Origin of the sequence: Macrococcus brunensis (assembly GCF_004359615.1) — a bacterium.
Classification (GTDB): domain Bacteria; phylum Bacillota; class Bacilli; order Staphylococcales; family Staphylococcaceae; genus Macrococcus; species Macrococcus brunensis.
The window spans coordinates 1-15,808 of sequence record NZ_SCWA01000009.1; the positions used below are offsets into that span (position 1 = coordinate 1).

General features: G+C 42.4%; 18 protein-coding genes. 2 read left to right on the forward strand and 16 right to left on the reverse strand.

Annotation, left to right across the window (positions count from 1 at the left end):
- The coding region (locus tag ERX27_RS05925; RefSeq protein WP_208001763.1) for a transposase at positions 1 to 482 on the forward strand (482 nt) is incomplete at its 5' end.
- 112 nt (positions 483 to 594) lie between these two features.
- On the opposite strand, the gene ERX27_RS05930 is transcribed toward ERX27_RS05925, so the two are convergent.
- From ERX27_RS05930 to ERX27_RS05980, 11 genes are read right to left on the reverse strand one after another with little or no spacing between them, the layout of a single operon-like run.
- Positions 595 to 939 carry a YpoC family protein gene (locus tag ERX27_RS05930; RefSeq protein ID WP_133431919.1) on the reverse strand — a complete coding sequence of 115 codons (345 nt, stop codon included), beginning with the start codon at positions 937 to 939 and terminating at the stop codon, positions 595 to 597.
- Positions 929 to 1,588 (reverse strand): endonuclease III, encoded by a 660-nt coding sequence (gene nth / locus ERX27_RS05935; RefSeq protein ID WP_133431920.1) that lies wholly within the window; start codon positions 1,586 to 1,588, stop codon positions 929 to 931. Before nth ends, ERX27_RS05930 begins: the two co-directional genes overlap by 11 nt.
- Positions 1,578 to 2,231, reverse strand: coding sequence for a DnaD domain-containing protein (locus ERX27_RS05940; protein WP_133431921.1), 654 nt, complete (start codon positions 2,229 to 2,231; stop codon positions 1,578 to 1,580). Before ERX27_RS05940 ends, nth begins: the two co-directional genes overlap by 11 nt.
- A 46-nt stretch (positions 2,232 to 2,277) precedes the next feature.
- The gene (gene asnS / locus ERX27_RS05945) at positions 2,278 to 3,576 is read right to left on the reverse strand and encodes an asparagine--tRNA ligase (RefSeq protein WP_133431922.1); all 1,299 of its coding nucleotides are present in this window, start codon (positions 3,574 to 3,576) and stop codon (positions 2,278 to 2,280) included.
- A 2-nt stretch (positions 3,577 to 3,578) separates the two neighbouring features.
- Positions 3,579 to 4,763: a pyridoxal phosphate-dependent aminotransferase gene (locus tag ERX27_RS05950; RefSeq protein WP_133431923.1), complete on the reverse strand. Its 1,185-nt coding sequence runs from the start codon at positions 4,761 to 4,763 to the stop codon at positions 3,579 to 3,581.
- A 59-nt stretch (positions 4,764 to 4,822) separates the two neighbouring features.
- Positions 4,823 to 7,411 (reverse strand): helicase C-terminal domain-containing protein, encoded by a 2,589-nt coding sequence (locus ERX27_RS05955; protein ID WP_133431924.1) that lies wholly within the window; start codon positions 7,409 to 7,411, stop codon positions 4,823 to 4,825.
- A 10-nt stretch (positions 7,412 to 7,421) separates the two neighbouring features.
- The gene (locus ERX27_RS05960; protein WP_133431925.1) at positions 7,422 to 8,393 is read right to left on the reverse strand and encodes a biotin--[acetyl-CoA-carboxylase] ligase; all 972 of its coding nucleotides are present in this window, start codon (positions 8,391 to 8,393) and stop codon (positions 7,422 to 7,424) included.
- Positions 8,380 to 9,525 (reverse strand): CCA tRNA nucleotidyltransferase, encoded by a 1,146-nt coding sequence (locus ERX27_RS05965; protein WP_133431926.1) that lies wholly within the window; start codon positions 9,523 to 9,525, stop codon positions 8,380 to 8,382. Before ERX27_RS05965 ends, ERX27_RS05960 begins: the two co-directional genes overlap by 14 nt.
- On the reverse strand, positions 9,512 to 10,639 hold the full coding sequence (gene bshA, locus ERX27_RS05970; RefSeq protein ID WP_133431927.1) for an N-acetyl-alpha-D-glucosaminyl L-malate synthase BshA: 1,128 nt from the start codon (positions 10,637 to 10,639) through the stop codon (positions 9,512 to 9,514). The genes ERX27_RS05965 and bshA overlap by 14 nt, the downstream gene beginning before the upstream one ends.
- A complete protein-coding gene (mgsA, locus tag ERX27_RS05975) occupies positions 10,636 to 11,013 on the reverse strand; it encodes a methylglyoxal synthase (RefSeq protein ID WP_133431928.1) in 378 nt (125 codons plus the stop codon). The genes bshA and mgsA overlap by 4 nt, the downstream gene beginning before the upstream one ends.
- Before the next feature lie 4 nt (positions 11,014 to 11,017).
- Positions 11,018 to 11,335 (reverse strand): nucleotide pyrophosphohydrolase, encoded by a 318-nt coding sequence (locus tag ERX27_RS05980; protein ID WP_133431929.1) that lies wholly within the window; start codon positions 11,333 to 11,335, stop codon positions 11,018 to 11,020.
- Between the two features lie 62 nt (positions 11,336 to 11,397).
- On the opposite strand from ERX27_RS05980, the gene ERX27_RS05985 reads away from it, so the two are divergent.
- Entirely contained in the window at positions 11,398 to 12,276 is an 879-nt protein-coding gene (locus tag ERX27_RS05985; protein WP_133431930.1) for a YitT family protein, read from the forward strand.
- 36 nt (positions 12,277 to 12,312) lie between these two features.
- On the opposite strand, the gene ERX27_RS05990 is transcribed toward ERX27_RS05985, so the two are convergent.
- Genes ERX27_RS05990 through ERX27_RS06010 form a run of 5 tightly spaced genes read right to left on the reverse strand, consistent with a single transcriptional unit; the run spans position 12,313 to position 15,697 of the window.
- On the reverse strand, positions 12,313 to 13,008 hold the full coding sequence (locus ERX27_RS05990; protein ID WP_133431931.1) for a zinc metallopeptidase: 696 nt from the start codon (positions 13,006 to 13,008) through the stop codon (positions 12,313 to 12,315).
- A 51-nt stretch (positions 13,009 to 13,059) separates the two neighbouring features.
- On the reverse strand, positions 13,060 to 13,641 hold the full coding sequence (locus tag ERX27_RS05995; protein ID WP_133431932.1) for a DUF1405 domain-containing protein: 582 nt from the start codon (positions 13,639 to 13,641) through the stop codon (positions 13,060 to 13,062).
- Between the two features lie 49 nt (positions 13,642 to 13,690).
- Complete coding sequence (locus tag ERX27_RS06000) at positions 13,691 to 14,479, reverse strand: menaquinol-cytochrome c reductase cytochrome b/c subunit (protein WP_133431933.1); 789 nt, start codon at positions 14,477 to 14,479, stop codon at positions 13,691 to 13,693.
- A 27-nt stretch (positions 14,480 to 14,506) separates the two neighbouring features.
- Entirely contained in the window at positions 14,507 to 15,181 is a 675-nt protein-coding gene (gene qcrB, locus ERX27_RS06005) for a menaquinol-cytochrome c reductase cytochrome b subunit (RefSeq protein WP_133429078.1), read from the reverse strand.
- A gap of 12 nt (positions 15,182 to 15,193) precedes the next feature.
- The gene (locus ERX27_RS06010; protein WP_133431934.1) at positions 15,194 to 15,697 is read right to left on the reverse strand and encodes a QcrA and Rieske domain-containing protein; all 504 of its coding nucleotides are present in this window, start codon (positions 15,695 to 15,697) and stop codon (positions 15,194 to 15,196) included.
- Between the last annotated feature and the right edge of the window lie 111 nt (positions 15,698 to 15,808).

The following is a 15,808-nucleotide window of genomic DNA, read 5'->3' on the forward strand; positions in this document are numbered from 1 at the left end:
AACTGGTTTCAAAGCTCCATCCCCATATTGTTCATGGTGTCCGTAAAGAGAATCAGGCCTTTGAATATAATAAGGATGCAGGTATGTTTGTATGTCCGGCAGGACAGTTAGCCGTTAGAAAAGCGCGACAGGGAAAAAAGCAGGGTCAAAACCAGACGGATACTTATTATTTTGACATTGATAAATGCCAGATCTGCCCTCTCAAAATAGGATGTTATAGAGATGGCGCTAAATCTAAAACATACAGCGTGACAATAAAATCAGAAACCCATAAACATCAGATGAAGTTCATGGATTCTGAAAGATTCAAGTTAATCTCAAGAAAACGATATATGATTGAGGCAAAGAACTCTGAATTAAAAAATAGACACGGTATGAAAAGATCAAAATACGCGGGTCTATTAAATATGGAAATGCAGACTGCTGCGACAATATTCGTAGTGAATATCAAAAGAATCATAAAACTTACGGATGAAAAATAGGATAAAAGAACCCGTCATTTCCTAATGTTGAGGAAATTGACGGGTTCTTTTACACTATTGAGTTGTTGGAATTAGTGAGCTTATAGAAAATCGTGAGATTTTCAGTGGCCTCTCATTTGATAGACTCTTTTTTAGCTTTTCTGTTATCTCTGATTTTTTTAATGGCTGCCAGTTTTTTGATCTCCGGGCGCATTGTCTTCATCTGCTGGTAACGCATAAAGTGAAAACTATTGGCAGAAATAAAGTCGATACGTTCAGCTGCATTCAGCGGTTTATATTCCAGTTGTTCAATCTGAGTAACATCAACAGACTTTTCATTGACTTCAAATAAGTATGCAATGAGCGCATCTTTATATTGTTCTAATAGGACTAACCCTTCTTCACTCTGCATCGCTTTGTCATCTGCTAATGCCTCAAGCTTCACTTCAAGTTCCTCAAAAATGGCCTCATTCTTCACCGACTAACACCTTCTTTCTTTTCTTTCCTTCTCGGCAGTCACTCAGCAGCGGACACTCATTACATTTAGGATTTTTAGCCGTACAGTGATAACGGCCAAAGAAGATAAGCTGGTGATGCGTTTTGGTCCAGCGTTCTTCAGGTACCTGCCGACATAGGGTCGCTTCAACTTCTGTGACATTATCTTTCCAGCGACAAATACCAAGACGCTTCGAGACCCTCTCAACATGTGTATCAACAGCCAGCGCAGGGACACCGAAAGCAACGGAGACAACGACATTAGCAGTCTTACGCCCGACGCCCGGTAGCTTGACCAGTTCTGCATGTTCTTTTGGCACCTGTCCTTCATATTCATCCAGCAGGATACGGCACAGCGACTGTATATTCTTCGCTTTATTTCTGTAGAGTCCTATAGAGCGTATATCCTCCATCAGTTCTTCTAGTGGCACACTGAGATAGTCGTGAGGTGTATGATACTTCTCAAAAAGTGATGCTGTCACTCTATTGACTGTTGCATCTGTACATTGTGCTGACAGTAAAACAGCAATCGTTAAGTCGAATGGATTGCGGTAGTTCAGCTCACACTCTGCATCAGGGAACATCTCCGCTATGACATTCAGCATCTCCATGGTCTTCTTTTTACTTAGCATAAGGATTCTCTCCGTTCACCCAGTCAAACACCGGAAAGTTTTGAATCGTTTTAGTCATTTTGCGGCCTGTCTTAAAATCGTTGCTGACTGTTTTAGAGTCATCTATCGTTTTGACATTCCGTTTCTGCCAGTTCAGCAAAATACGGTCTATATACTTAAAGCTGAGCTTATCATGTGATACGGCTTCGTCAAGAGCTGCCTCAATGATTTCCAGCGAGTGATGGTCACTATCCAGCCAGTGACTGAGTGTCTGCATCTCTATAGGGGTCAGCGGTCTGCTGAAGGCGGTTTCAAAGCGTTCGAACAGTGTATTGAAACTGACTTCATGACTGACTGTCTTTTCCTGAAAGCGTGCCTGCAGTTGTCGATCTAACGGCTCTAGTGAAATGATTTCACTGTATTGCTGATGACTGCGGTCCACATGTATCGTGATCAGGTCTTTTTGTATCAGTCCCTGAATCTGTGCAGCCACTTGTTCTGTCGATAACGACATCTCATCGGACAGCTCCTTAAACTCAGGCATCTCTTTGCCATCATATGGCATCAGTTTAAGCAGGACGACCAGCTCTGTTTCATTAATTTTTAAATGCCGGTAATCTTTTAAGAGAATGTGTGGCACTGATAAATGTTGATTAATAAGCATACTTTCACCTACAAGAAAACGCTAACGACTGTTAGCGTTTTGATTTTTATGGATAAAGTCTGTTCAGTAGACGTGGGAACGGACTTGTTTCTCTGACGTGTTCTACACCTGAAATCCAGGCCACTGTTCTTTCTAACCCAAGACCGAAGCCTGAATGCGGCACACTGCCGTATTTACGGAGGTCAGTATAGTAAGAATAAGCTGCCGGGTCAAGATCATGTTCTTTCAGGCGAGTTTCAAGAAGCTCAAGGTCGTTGATACGCTCTGAACCACCGATAATTTCACCGTAGCCTTCTGGTGCAATCAGGTCAGCACATTTCACTGTGCCTTCTTCCTCTGGATTTGGTTCCATATAGAATGGTTTGATTTTTGTCGGATAGTTGACGATGAATACAGGCAAATCAAAATGATTGGCAATCGCTGTTTCGTGCGGCGCACCGAAATCGTCGCCCCATTCAATATCATCGAAGGCCATTTCTTTCAGCATCTTGATCGCATCTGTATAAGTGATACGCGGGAATGGTGCTTTCACTTTTTCCAGCTTTTCAGTGTCACGTCCCAGCAACTTAAGATCAAGCTGACAGTTCTTAAGTACGGACTGTACGATATAGCTCACGTAGTCTTCCTGCACTTTCAGGCTGTCTTCATGCTGATAGAAGGCCATTTCCGGCTCAATCATCCAGAACTCAATTAAGTGACGGCGTGTTTTTGATTTCTCTGCACGGAAAGTCGGACCGAATGAGAAGACTTTACCATGTGCCATCGCTGCCGCTTCCATATATAACTGACCACTCTGTGAAAGAAATGCATCTTCGTCAAAGTATTTTGTATGGAAAAGTTCGCTTGTCCCTTCCGGTGCACTACCTGTTAAAATCGGCGGATCAATCTTAGTGAATCCTTCATTGTTGAAGAACTCATAAGTCGCACGGATGATTTCATTTCTAATTTTCATCACGGCGTGCTGACGTTTCGAACGTAGCCATAAGTGGCGGTGGTCCATAAGGAAGTCAGTACCGTGAGCTTTCGGTGTAATCGGATAATCCACTGCTTCGTGGATGATTTCAAGATCCGTCACTTCCATCTCGTAGCCGAAGTCAGAACGTTCGTCTTCTTTTATGACACCTGTAATATAAAGTGAAGTCTCCTGAGTGATGCCTTTAGCAACTTTAAAAAGGTCTTCACCGATATCTTCTTTGACAACGACTGCCTGCATAAATCCTGTACCATCACGTAACTGCAGGAATGCAATTTTGCCGCTAGAGCGTTTATTTAGGATCCATGCTCCAATAGTGACTGTCTGACCGACAAAATCGGCCGACTGATTGATAGTAATTTTATCTGCCATGTCTATTTCTCCATTCTTTCTTCTACAAATTGTTTGATACGTCTAATCGCTTCTGTCATCGAATCTAAATCTGTTGCGTATGACAGACGAATATTATCAGGTGAACCGAAGCTTGAGCCAGGAACAACAGCAACAAGTGACGTTTCAAGTAACTGCTCTACAAATTCGTCAGCACTATCTAGCCCACAAAGTCGAACTGTTTCTTTCACATTCGGATATAAATAGAACGCGCCTTTTGGCTTAATACATTCAATACCCGGTATTTCCATCAGCTGTGGATAAATCGTATCAAGACGAGACTTGAATGTCTTGTTCATTTCACGTAGGAAGGTCTGGTCACCGTCATACGCTTCGATAGCTGCCCACTGAGAAGGTGTTGTCGGATTACTTGTTGAATGACTCGCAAGATCCGTCATCGCTTTGATCAGCTGTCTATCACCGGCCGCATAACCGATACGCCAGCCTGTCATGGAGTGACTTTTCGATACACCGTTGATGATGACAGTCAGCTTTTTAATGTCCTCTCCTAAAGCAGCGATACTGATATGTTCGCCGTCATAGACAAGCGTCTCATATATTTCATCTGAAACGACAATGATTTGATTTTTTACTGCCCAATCAGCTACGGCCTGCAATTCTTCTTTAGAATAGATGGCACCTGTCGGGTTACTAGGTGTGTTCAAGATGATGGCTTTCGTCTTTTCTGATAACACGCCGTCCAGTTTATCTGTTGTCACTTTAAAAGCTGTTGATTCATCTGTCGTCACATAAACAGGTTCTCCGCCTGCCAGTTTGACCTGCTCTGGATAGCTGACCCAGAAAGGAATCGGAATAATGACTTCATCGCCTTCATCAAGTATCGACTGAAATAAATTGTAAAGTGCATGCTTAGCGCCTGATGCCACCATAATTTCGTTCAGTTCATAGCGCAGACCCTCATCGCGTTCCAGCTTCTCCTGAATCGCCTCTTTCAGCTTAGGAAGTCCGCCAGCTGGTGTATATTTCGTTTTGCCCGCTTCAACCGCCTTAAATGCAGCCTGAATGATATTTTCAGGTGTATTAAAATCCGGCTCACCTGCAGCAAGTCCGATGACATTTTGTCCTGCTGCTTTCAATTCATTCGCCTTAGCAGTGATCGCTAAAGTAGAAGAAGGGGTCAATTTTTGTACTCGTTGAGATAATTCCATTTCAACAGCTCCTTAATGATGATACTTTCAGTTTACCAAAGAAGCCCACTCAGGTTAAATCATTTCTTGTCTTCCGCTTCTTTTTTAGTGACTAAAGAAAGAAAATCTGTCACATCTCCTCTTTTAACGTCATATTTCGACAGAACACCGTCAAAAATATGATGGTAACTCGCTTCAACAATTCGCTTGTCCATACAGAGAATGATGCCCTGATCTTCTTCACGCCTGATCAGACGACCTGCAGCCTGTCTGATTTTAGTTGCTGCATACGGAAGCTGATAGTCATTGAAGCTATCCGCCAGTTCATCTTTCATGAGTAAGATTCGTCTGTCGCTTGGATGAATAAAGGGAATCGTGACAATCATGACACACTTAAATGCATCTGACTGATAATCCACCCCTTCATAAAACGACTGCGTCCCAAGCAGTACGGCACTGTCCAGCTGATTAAACTGATGCAGCAGTTTATGGGCATTGGACTGCGGCGTCTGTACGAGCGGTGTTGTGTCCAGTACATCTTTCAGATAGCTCTCCACTTCACCAATCATCTGATAATTATTGAATAAGACCAGCATTTTTTTATGGTCGGTTGCGAAATACGACGAAATGTAGAAGGCCAGCTGTTCGATATAAGTGTCGTAGTTCTGATACTGAAATTCAGGCATATCATCCGGTATAAAGAATGTCACTTTGTCCTGGCGCGTGACCGGATCAAAAACAGTGACATTTTTCTGGTGTGTGTCAAGCAGAGGACTCAGATGACTGAGTGACTCATTCAGCATCAGTGAACCTGATAGCAAAGTCAGTGAATCGAAATGACTGAAGAGTTGCGTGCTGAAAATATCACCCAGCTTTTTATCTTTAATGAATAAAGTAGTAGCTGTATAGTTGCGTCCAGGCTGAACAAAGACAAGTTTGTCAGCTGTAAGTGCAGTCGATATCTGCTGAAAAATCTGATAAACAAAGTTGACTTCTCTATTCACCATTCGATTTAGATCCAGCTGGTCTGTCATCGTTTTGAAGACGGTCATCTTGTCGAGCAGCTGAGACAGCACCTGAGAAGTTCTTATTCTGATGAAAATACTGCTATGGTCAAGTGCGATTTCCTGAAAGAACTGATCGTTCAGCTGTTCGACTTCCTGTATGACCGTCTTAAGTTCAAAGTGTGATACTGCCAGTTCATCGAGACTTCTTTTCGACTGATTCAGTAGCTGATATGCACTGAAGACCAGTCCATCTTCCTTCGCCAGCTGAGACAGATGATATTTCACGGTCTGGTAGTTCCAGGACGTATAAGTATGCTCAAGTGCAACTTCCTGCAGCTGATGACCTTCATCGATAATCAGATGACTGAACTGACCCGGAAATCCTTCTTTACCTGAATGCAGCAGATGTGCGTGATTCGTCACGCCAAGAACAGGCGCCTTGATTTTACGGACATCCTGATAGAGGTAGGTATCCTGCCTCCCCTTATAGAGTGTACGCATCAAATCCAGATAAATCTTGCGCCCACCGTTGATGTTCAGCTGACTGATATCTCCAGACTGTCCCGCGAGTAAAAAGACAAGTAACTGCATCTTAAGCAGCAGAATATCATGGTTTTCTTTCGTATCATCGAGCAAAAACTTAACAAACTCGACTGAAATATAATTGCGCTTACTTTTCAGCAGAATAAGCGGCACCTGCTGTCCAAGCGCTTTTTCAATCAATCCAGCGTCTGACTGAATCAACTGCTGTTGCAGTGCTTTTGTCGCAGTGGTCAGTAAGATGTTCTCTTCATGCTGTGCGAGATAGTAAGTAGCCGCTGTCAGATAAGCAAGTGATTTACCGCTCCCGACTTCCGCTTCTATCAGCTGCATATTATCCGTCACCATTGTCTCATAGATCAGTTCTGTTAAATAAAGCTGTTCCTGTCGGAAATGCAGCTGATTCACTTCTACAATTCTTCTATAAAATTCTGCCAGCGATTCATCAATCCTGACCTTCTGTGCGTCTATTTTTGTCATTCGATAAGCCAGACTTTTCAGTACTGGATACTGACTGACCGCCTGATGACGCTCTATCAATGGAAAGAGCAGTTTATCTATATCGTTACGCATCTTCTTTGAGAGATGATAAATCTGAATGAGCGTCTCTTTCGGCAGTGCAGCAAGCTTAGCGACAGCGAGCTGCATGATTTCAGCTGTTGCCTGAGCATCCGCAATCGCACTATGTGCATCATCCAGTCGTATACCCAGTGTCTCTGCTAAAGCACTTAACTGGTAACTTTCAGCATCGGGATAGACAATCTTAAAAAGATCGACTGTATCAATGCAGTGTCGTGGCTGAAAGGTAACACCCGCCTTATCAAAAAGCCCTGTCAGAAAATTAAGGTCGAAATTAATATTATGCGCGACAAATACTTTATCCTGTAAAAGAGCGAGTACATCCGGCATGATTTCTCTGAATGTCGGTGCCTGTCTGACCATGTCATCCGTGATACCGGTCAGTGATTCAATAAATGGAGGAATCGGCTGGTCGGTATAGACATAGCTGTCATAACAATCGATGATGGTCATATCATTCATAATGACAATACCAATCTGTATGATATCATCGACCGCAATATTATTCCCGGTTGTCTCTATATCGACTACTGCGTACTGCATGTCTTCCCTCCTAAAGTTCTATATCTGCGCTTATAAAGTGATGCAGTGTTCCTTCATCATCCTGAACAATTAAACGGCCATCATCCATCATCTCAACAGCTGTTCCCTCCACTACTTTCTTACCTTCTGTATAACGAAGTTTCCGCTGCCAGATGTTAGAATACTGCATATATTCCTCTTTGATATCACTGAATTCAAGAGTGATAAACTGCTGAAAAGCTTCTTCTATTTCAGTGAGCAGTTCCTCAAAAAACTGATAGCGGTTGATTTTCTGACCCGTTGCGGCCATAAGACTCGTTGCTTTCACTGCAAGTTCATCCTGAAAATCTGACAGTTCATGATTTAAATTGATACCAATTCCGCAGATAATATTTTGAATAGCTGAAGCATCGCCACTGATCTCAGTGAGAAATCCGCAGCATTTCCGGTCATCTATATAAATGTCGTTCGGCCATTTGATTTTTGCCTCAGCACCGCTCACACGACGAATCGTCTTAGCGATAGCAAGAGACATAAACAGGTTGAAAGTCATAATTTTATGGAGCGGTACCTCTTTTCTAAAGACCGCTGTCATCCACAGACCTTTAGACCCCTGGGAATCCCAGTTGCGGTTAAATCGGCCTCTTCCTGCTGTCTGCACTTCACTGACGACGATAAAAGGCTCATCTGTTTCCAGCATTTTTTCTTTTGCAACCAGCTGAGTGGATGTCACTTCTTTATAGACAAAGCGTTTCTTAAAATAAGAAGACTGCTTGATGATAAGTGCCATCATATCCTGATCCCATTCTTCCGGGAAACGAGTTAACTGATAGCCCTTATTCTGAACTGAACTCAGGCTAAATCCCTGCTGCTTGAGCAGCTCAATAGTCTTCCAGACAGCAGTCCGGCTGATGGACAGTTGTTCAGCAATCATCTGGCCGGATAAATAGGTCGACCGGTTATGATAGAGCAGCTCAAGAATGTCACTTTTATATTTTGCCATGTTGTTCCACCCATTTCAGTATCGAGTCACGCTGATTTTTCAACTGACCCGTAATAATCGCATCTTCAATCTCGGCAAGCATGTCCTTCAGCCAGCTGCCACCGCTTCGATCAAGATGTTTCATTAAATCATTGCCATTTACCTTTATATCCTGTCTTCTATGTATAATGCGATGCTGTGCATAGTCACTCGCATCTGCCTGATGACCCACCAGCGACTGGCATGATTGAATCATTGACAGTGGATAATGATAGACCAGACGCTCCATCATGTATTCTTCCTGCTGCTCAAGCTGCTGTAATACCATTACCGCTTGTTTAACTGCGCGGTAACTGTCATTAGATAGCTTCAGACTTTTAATCCCCTCTATGTCTGCATAACCTTTATAGATATGAAAGGCAATGTAGATTTCAAGTGATAAAGGAATTTCAAGTTTAAGCATTTCCTGCCACTCTCTGAAGTATGGCAGATGCTTGACAAGACCGCTTGCTGTCAATGTAGCGATTCCGGCAGATGGTATAGGACCATTCAGTAGTTTCTGTATTTCAACTATGATTCTTTCAATCGCCACATGGGCAATAAGGTGCGCACATATTTCAATAGCTTGCTGCGTCTTTTCTTCAATGCTGAAATCCAGAACACTCTGGAAGCGCGCCGCCCTGATCATACGAAGGGCATCTTCTGTAAAACGTGTTTCTGCATCGCCTACAGCACGAATCAAACGTTTCTTTAAATCATCCTGTCCTCCTGTATAATCGATGACTGACATGTTTTCATCAAGGGCCATCGCATTCACCGTAAAATCGCGCCTTAAGATATCCTCTTTAAGGTCTCTGACGAAGATCACAGTATCGGGCCGTCTATGGTCCTCATATTCTCCGTCTACTCTAAATGTCGTCACTTCAAATGTGCCGTTCAGGATGACCATCACCGTTCCATGCTCTTTACCAATCGGCACTGTCCGTTCAAATAACCCTTCAACTTCGTCAGGCAGAGCACTTGTCGTGATATCCACATCACTAATAGGCAGCTGCAGTAAATAGTTTCGGACGGCTCCTCCTACAATATAAGCCTCATACCCTGCACTTTTAAGTTGATTCAGTACAGGGATAGCAGACTTAAGCTTTTCCATCGATAAGCTCCTTGTAGAGCGCTTCGTATTGTGAAGTAATGGCTGTTGAAGAAAAACGTACTTTGATGTCTTCCAGCATATTGTGCTGCAGCTCTTTGTAATATTTCTCATCAGTCAACAGTTTAATGGCGTAGGCCGCTGCCTGTTCTGAATCTCCTACATCTACTAACAGCCCTGTTTCCTCGTGTCTGATCACTTCACCGATTCCGCCTGCTCTTGTACCAATACAGACGACTCCGCAGTTCATGGCTTCAAGGAGGACTAAACCAAAGCTTTCTTTCTCAGACATCAGTAAGAACAGATCTGACATCTGATAGAAGCTCGCCACTTGTTCCTGTTTACCGACAAACATGACATCTTCATCAACGCCAAGTTTAGAAGCTAGTCTTCTCATTTTAGATAGTTCAGGGCCATCACCGATCAGCAGCAGCTTGACTTTAATAGACTCGCGAACTTTTTTGAACGTATAGAGAATATCCTGTATCCTTTTCACTTTTCTGAAATTTGAGACATGTGAAATGACTTTATAGTCTGCCGGTATCCCGTACATTTTTTTCAGTTCAGTGTTATCGACCATCGTAAAATCATTTTCATTGATGAAGTTATACACCGTTCTGATCTGCTTATTCGGTGCAATGAGGGACATCGTGTCCGCAGTCAATGCATCGCTGACACTCGTGACAATATCGCTTTCTTCAATTCCAAAACGAATAGCACTTCTCAGTGTTGAATCATAGCCTAAAACAGTGATATCAGTTCCGTGCAATGTCGTGACGATTTTGACATCTTTACGGGCAATCTGGCGTCCTAAAATACCACAGATGGCATGAGGAACCGCGTAATGCATATGAAGCACATCTAAGTCATACGCATTGATGACTTCCGCTATTTTTGTGGCAAGCGTGATATCATACGGTGGATATTGAAAGACAGCATATTGATTGACATCGACCTGATGGATGGTAATATTCGGTCGCTGAAACTGTATTCTAAAAGGCGTATTGGAAGTGATGAAATGCACATCATGTCCTCGCTCGGCCATCTGTATACCGAGTTCTGTCGCAATAATGCCTGAACCCCCCATTGTCGGGTAGCAGGTTATCCCTATTTTCATGAAAGTCCTCCGTTCTCGTAATAAGTAATGACAGCAAGTGCTGTTCCTTCATTGGTTGCAAGCGGCACATCGTAGACGTCTGATAGCCTTAGCAGTGCTGAGACATCCGGTTCGTGCGGCTGAGCAGTCAGCGGGTCTCTGAAGAAGAAGATGGCATCTACTTCTTTGTTGGCGACAAGTGCCCCTATTTCCTGGTCTCCACCTAGCGGACCAGACTTAAAGCGATGGACGGTAAGTCCTGTCTCAGTAGATACCCGCAGTCCTGTAGTGCCGGTTGCATATAGTGTATGTTTACTGAATTCGTCCAGATGGTCCTGAATGAATCTGACCAGTGCTTCTTTCTTCTGATCATGTGCTATAATAGCAAATTTCATAGACTTATTTCCTTTCGAAGCGGTTAAAATCTCGCTCTTCGTATTTCTCCATCGTTGCATCAAAACTTTCAGTGAGATCAATACCCATAGAGTTGGCTAAGCAGATCAGCACAAATAAATTATCAGCTAGTTCGAGGCCGATTTCTTTTTGCTGTTCACTTAGCTTCTTCTGTTTAGGTCCGTAGACATGATTGACTTCCCTGGCCAGTTCGCCTACTTCTTCAGTCAGGCGAACCATGTTTTCCATCGGTGTAAAATAACCGACTTTAAAGCCGCTCATATAATCATCTACTTGCTGCTGCATGTCTTTTAATGTTTTCATAAGTCCTCCTATTGCGCCCTGACTTTCTTTCATTATATGATGGATAAAAGGGGTGTAACAATTTGAATATAAAATTAAAAGCAAGTAATATCATCTTGATATTAATCGGTAGTATTATCTTTAGTTTCGGTATCATCAACTTTAATATGGCTTACCATCTGACAGAAGGCGGCTTTACCGGTATCGCCCTCATATTATATCATTTATTTGGTATCAGCCCTGCTCTAATGAATCTGATTTTCAATATTCCGCTCTTTATCATCGGTTATAAGTTTCTCGGTAGAACGTCTTTTCTATATACATTAATCGGTTCGCTTAGTTCCAGTTTCTTTCTCTATATTTTCGAGAAATTTCCTTTTAACTTTTCTCTCGCAGAACAGGACCTGTTTCTTGTCGCTCTGCTAGGCGGTGTTATGATTGGCATCGGTCTCGGTATCATCCTACGAGCTGGCGGGACGACAGGCGGTGTTGATATTATCGCCCGTGTGACGAAAAAGGAATTCAACTGGCCGATGGGACAAGTCATCTTTATTTTTGACTGCATCGTACTCGTCATCACTTATTTCGCCCTAGGTGATATTAGAATCACGCTCTACACTTTAATCTGCGTCTTTGTGGGTGGTAAGATTATTGACATCGTTCAGGATGCAGGATATACAGCGCGAGGCGCACTTATTATCTCTGATGAATACAATCAAATCGGGGATGCTATCAATACCGTACTGGAAAGAGGCGTCACGCAGATTTCTGCGCATGGCCAGTATTCGAAGACAGAACGTCCCATGCTCTACTGCGTAGTCCCTAAAAACGAAATCTCAAGACTCCGTCAGTTGATCCATGCGATTGACCCTCATGCCTTTGTCTCTATGCTGGAAGTTCATGAGGTCCACGGTGAAGGATTTACGCTCGATGAAAATAAACAGCTGATACAGCAACATTAAAAAAAGTTCTATCCCGGAAGGATAGAACTTTTTAATTTAATCACTGCTTCTTGCCAGCATAAACATTCTCAGGAATTCTGCGACTGCGATAGCTGTAGCAGCAACATAGGTCATCGCAGCAGCTGAGAGCACTGACTTCGCATGACGGTATTCCTGTGTATCAACCATCTGTAACTTTTCAATTTGATTCATTGCGCGACGAGAAGCGTCAAATTCAACTGGCAATGTGACGATAGAAAACAGAACAGCGAAAAACATAAAGAATACGCCTGCCCAGATTGCTAAAGTCCCTAAACTGCTGCCAGATGATGAAATACCTGTTAAGACAGCACCGATCATAATAAGCAGATAGCTAAATGAAGTCCCTAAGTTCGCAAGGGGTAATAAACTAGAACGTACTTTCAAGAAGTTATAGCCTGTTGCATGCTGAATGGCATGTCCCACTTCGTGCGCGGCAATTGCAGTTGCTGCAACACTTGGCTGACGGAAGTTAGAAGGACTTAAAACCACTCGTTTTGTACGTGGATCATAATGGTCTGATAAGAAACCTTGACCTTCCAGTACTTGAACATCGTGAATGCCATTTGCAGCCAGAATTTCTTCTGCTACCTGTTTTCCGGACTTGCCTGAAGTCGATCTGACTTTAGAATATTTGTTGTATGTCGATTTAACCTTATGCTGGAAATACATAGGAATCAACATGATAATAACGAAATAAATAATATAGCTCATCGATTTCCTCCTAGATAATTTGCTTACCTCTATTTTATTGAGAAGGTCAGATTAAGTCAAATAATTCATGCCGACAAATTTACGCCACAGAATGACGATAGGTATGACCGTCAGCCAGAACGCAAAATAACCGATATGTCTGATGTAGGTCTCGAGCATACTATAGACCGGATACTGCATATAGACGTAATCAATCACATCATTATGAAAGACCCAGATAAGCGTCGCTAAAATATGCCATTTCTTTATCTTAAAAAACGGTAAAAATAAGAAAGCTTCTATCGCCATAATACCATGCGAGACACATAACATGAGTCCCGTAGCCGTCACTTCACCCATTTCAATGAAGGTGAAAATATTCATGACGACTGCCCACACACCATATTTAATCAGTGTGACAAAAGCGAGTGCCTCAAAAAGTCCAGAATGTTTTTTCAGGACAATGAAAAAGAGCGCGATACATAAAAAAAGACTCGCTGTCGGACTGTCAGGAACAAACGGCATGAAGTACCAGCGAGTATGTTCTAACTGCCCTAGATACCAGTAATAACCATAAAGTGTTCCTAAAAGATTGCAGATGATTAGAAAGATAAGAAAATAGCGGTTCGTCAACCAGAAATAAAGCTGCTGCATACAAATCCTCCTATAAAAAAAGAGTCATCTAAAAGATGACTCTCAATTGTTATTTCTTTAAAGGTTTACCGTTTTCATCAGTCAGTTCAAGTTTAGCTACATATTCAGCAACTTGCTTGATCTGATCTTTAGATAACGTATCTTTAAATGATGGCATTTTACCAGCACCATTTGTTACGAATGCTTCAACAGCTGCAGGCTGTAAGTTAGCTTCTACTAAGTTAGGACCTGCTCCACCTGTCAGCTCACCACCGTGACAACTTGTACAGTTAGACTTGATGATGTCTGTATAGACTGGATCTTTTTTATCTAAGTTAGAGAAAGTGATTTTACCTTGTGCTTCTTGTTTTTCCCAGTCATGATAGTGACTAGATTCCCAAGTTGTATAGAATAAAATAGCTACAGTCAGTAACATCATACCTGAAGCCACTGGACGTTTATACCATAAACGGTGACGGCTCGTATCTAACCAAGGCGCAAGCAGTAATGCTGCGAATGCGATACCTGGTAAGACGATAGCACCGAACGTGTTGAACGGACCAGAAGCGTAAGTGTATTTTAAGATCTGGTATAAGAATAAGAAATACCAGTCAGGAAGTGGTGTATACCCTGTATCAGAAGGATCAGCTACACGCTCAAGCGGCGCTGGATGCGCAACAGTTAAGCATAAGAATGCGATTAAGAAAACCGCACCTGTCATCCATTCTTTCAGTAAGAAGTCGGGCCAGAAACTTTCTGTTTTACCCGGAAATTCTGAATAATCTCTGTTTAATTTGGCTTTCTCGTATTTTTTAATACGTGAATCACCAACAAATGTCATCCCTTTACCGCGATGCATCTCTCATTACCTCCTTTTATATTCGGTTTATAATGGACCAGAAATACCTTGTTTACGAATCATAATAAAGTGAGCCGCTAATAACGCGAATAAACATGCAGGTAAGAAGAACACGTGAATCGCGAAGAAACGTGTTAACGTCTGAGCACCGACAATCTGTGCGTCACCGGCAAGCAACGTCTTCACCCATCCTCCGATGAATGGTACAGATTCTGCAATCTGAAGACCTACTTTAGTACCGAATAAAGCTTTCATATCCCATGGTAATAAGTAACCAGTGAAACTTAAACCAACCATAATAATAAAGATTAATACGCCGACAACCCAGTTTAATTCTCGAGGCTGTTTGTATGAACCTGTAAAGAATACACGAAGTGTATGCAGGAACATCATAACCACAACGATACTCGCACCCCAGTGGTGCATACCACGAACGATAACACCCGCTGCTACGTCATGCTGTAAATAGTAAACTGATTTCCATGCATTGACGATATCGGGTACGTAATACATAGTTAAGAACATACCTGATAATACTTGGATTACTGTGATGAAGAATGTTAAACCACCGAAGCAGTAGACGAATGCAGAAAAGTGATAAGCAGGGTTGACATGCTCAGGCACCTCATGATCCGCAATATCTCGCCAGATGGGTGTTACATCAAGTCGATCATCGACCCAGTCATAGATTTTCTCGATCATTTAATTACCCTCCTATTTCGCTAACTCATTCGGATGCTTTTTACCGATCGTCAGCATTCCGCCTTTTTCGCCTGTTTCATACTGATCAAGTGGTGCAAGTGGTGGTGTACCTGGAATATTCTTACCGTTCTTCTCGTAACGACCGTTATGACAAGGACAGAAGAATTGATTCGGATTGCTCGCATCACCATTCCAGTTAACCGTACAACCTAAGTGTTTACAAGTCGGTGAAAGTGCAACAATGTTTTCGCCGTCTTTATAAACCCAAGCGAATTCAGTAACTTCACTTGTATACCAAGCGTCTTTCTGTTCAAATTTAAAATCAACCTTAGTTGGTTCTTCTTTGATTTCAGAGACTTTGACACTTGTTGTAATCATATTTCCAGCCGCTCCACTCTTGAAGACTGGATCCAGCGCAAAACGACCTAATGGTAAAGCGATACCAGCAGCCATAAATGATCCAACTCCCATCAGGGAATAGTTTAAAAATTGGCGTCTTGTGACACGTTGGCTCATTTAGTTTTCCCCCCTCTAATGCTTTGTTAATTCAAAAATATACTAGGACATATCAATTTTAGCCTAATAAATTAGGATGGTCAATAAAATGTCGGAAATATGTCATGAAAA